5 protein-coding genes and 1 pseudogene are annotated in these 2090 nt (G+C 66.7%); all 6 read left to right on the forward strand.

The features are described from left to right. The coding region (locus tag ABZV00_RS37720) for a DDE-type integrase/transposase/recombinase (protein ID WP_355615426.1) at positions 1-428 on the forward strand (428 nt) is incomplete at its 5' end. A gap of 92 nt (positions 429-520) precedes the next feature. After that, a complete protein-coding gene (locus ABZV00_RS37725) occupies positions 521-676 on the forward strand; it encodes a hypothetical protein (RefSeq protein ID WP_355615429.1) in 156 nt (51 codons plus the stop codon). Positions 677-691: 15 nt separating this feature from the next. After that, the gene (locus ABZV00_RS37730; RefSeq protein WP_244298838.1) at positions 692-832 is read left to right on the forward strand and encodes a hypothetical protein; all 141 of its coding nucleotides are present in this window, start codon (positions 692-694) and stop codon (positions 830-832) included. An 82-nt stretch (positions 833-914) separates the two neighbouring features. Next, positions 915-1229, forward strand: coding sequence for a hypothetical protein (locus ABZV00_RS37735; protein WP_355615435.1), 315 nt, complete (start codon positions 915-917; stop codon positions 1227-1229). 22 nt (positions 1230-1251) lie between these two features. Continuing rightward, a pseudogene (locus ABZV00_RS37740) lies at positions 1252-1305 on the forward strand (hypothetical protein); the annotation flags it as partial. A gap of 186 nt (positions 1306-1491) precedes the next feature. Then, positions 1492-1986, forward strand: a complete 495-nt coding sequence (locus ABZV00_RS37745; protein ID WP_355615432.1) for an integrase core domain-containing protein — start codon at positions 1492-1494, stop codon at positions 1984-1986. The last annotated feature ends 104 nt before the right edge of the window (positions 1987-2090 follow it).

Raw genomic sequence — 2090 nt, forward strand, 5'->3', positions numbered from 1 at the left:
CATGGCGGTACGTCTACCGGGCGGTCGACCAGCACGGGCAGGTCATCGACGTGCTCGTCTCGGCCCGCCGTGATGCCGCGACGGCCCGGCGGTTCTTCCAGCGTGCGCTGCGGGCGCTGAAGGTGACGCCCAGCGAAGTCGTCACCGACGCCGCCCCGGTCTACCCCGCGGTGCTCGACGACCTGATCCCCTCGGCCTGGCACCACGTCGAGCAGCACGCCAATAACTCGATCGAGGCCGACCACAGTCAGCTCAAACACCGGCTACGACCCATGCGCGGGCTCCGGACCGACCAGACCGCACAAGTGATCATCGCCGGACACGCCTTCATGCAGAACGTGCGACGCGGACACTACGAACTCGGGCTCGACAGCCAGCCCCAGCTCCGAGTCGCTTCGGCGTTCAGCGACCTCGCCCGGGTCACCTGACGCGGACCCGACCAGGCCGTACCGCGTCTCCCGATCAGATAATGCAACGGCACCTTCGCGCGCCCCTCACTCCGGGCACGGTACTGACGATCATGAGCGGCGACTCGATCAAGGGCAACTTCCGTTCCCTGCCGGAACGGCGGATCCTGAACGCGGGCCACCACATGTTCAGGGTGTCCTACCAGGACGGCGATGTGACGCTGACCGTCGTGCGGACGCTGCCCGGGGCAGGGTCCGACGGCGTCTAGCCGCACGTGGCCCCGTTGACGAAGCTGCCACCACTGCGCAAGCGCAAGGGCAGCTCGTGGACGAGCGAACAGGCACGGATGTTCCTCGAGTCCTCCCGCGACGGCGACGACTACCTCTACGCCTGTCCTACTCCCATACTCGGTCGCGGCTCGTAAGCTGCGGTTTCGAGGGTCGGGCTATGTCTCGCGGCGCTGACGTCGCCCGGTGTTCGGAGTCCTAGCCCTCATGATCGGGTTCGTGGCCGTGCGACTGATCTACCAGCTCCTCATCCAAGTCATCTCGTGGCTGGCCTTGCTGGCGCAGTCGTCGGCGTCAAAGGACGCGGAGATACTCGTGCTGCGTCACGAGGTCGCGATGCTTCGCCGCGGCAACCCGAAACCGCGTCTCGACTGGACCGACCGTGCCGTCCTTGCCGCGCGCGCGGATCCTGCCGAAGGTACTGCGAGCTCACCGGATCGTCGCGCCTGCGACGCTCCTGCGCTGGCACCGTCGCCTGCTCACCGCGAAATGGCGCCAGCCCAGACCACCGGGCCGCCCACCGATCAGCGATGAGCTGGCCGCGCTTATCATCCGCCTGGCAAGAGAGAACCGGACGTGGGGCGTTCTCCGCGTCCAGGGCGAACTGCGCCGCCTGGGCCACCGGGTCGGCGCGTCCACGATCCGCCGGATCCTACGTTCCCACCGCATACCGCCGCCACGACAGCACGACGACGCCTGGCGCACGTTTCTTCGCGCCCACGCCGGCACCATCTCGGCCACGGACTTCTTCCACGTGGATTGTGCGGTCACCCTCCAACGCCTCAACGTCGCCTTCGTGATCGAGGCCAAGAGCCGCCGGGTACACCTCCTCGGCATCACCGCCCACCCGACCGCGGCATGGGCCACCCAGCTCGCCCGCCAGTTCACCGCCGACCTCGAAGACTCCGGTCGGCGGTTCTCCCACCTGATCCGCGACCGCGACAGCCGCTTCACCGACGCCTTCGACGCGGTGTGCACCTCTATCGGCATCGAGATCATGAAGACCGCGCCGCAAGCACCCCGCATGAACGCCTTCGCCGAACGCTGGGTGAAATCCGTCCGAGTCGAATGCACCGACCGGATGCTCATCGCTGGCGAGCGACACCTTCGAATAGTCCTCGACACGTATGTGCAGCACTACAACCGAGGCCGCAGCCATCAAGGCGACGGAATCAGCCTCCGCGCTCCCGACGACGGCAACAACGTCATCGCCTTCCCCGCTCCGACCGACCGCATCCGGCGCCGAACGATCCTCGGAGGCCTGATCAACGAATACGAGCCAGCCGCCTAGAAGCCCTAACCTCGGCCCTTCAGTAAGGGCTGGTGGTGGTGACGCTCGGGAACGCGAAAGTGCCTTCTGATCTGGGATGATCTGACTTGTCTAGGGTCAAGATC

It is taken from the genome of Micromonospora sp. NPDC005173, from assembly GCF_040608515.1.
GTDB lineage: Bacteria > Actinomycetota > Actinomycetes > Mycobacteriales > Micromonosporaceae > Micromonospora.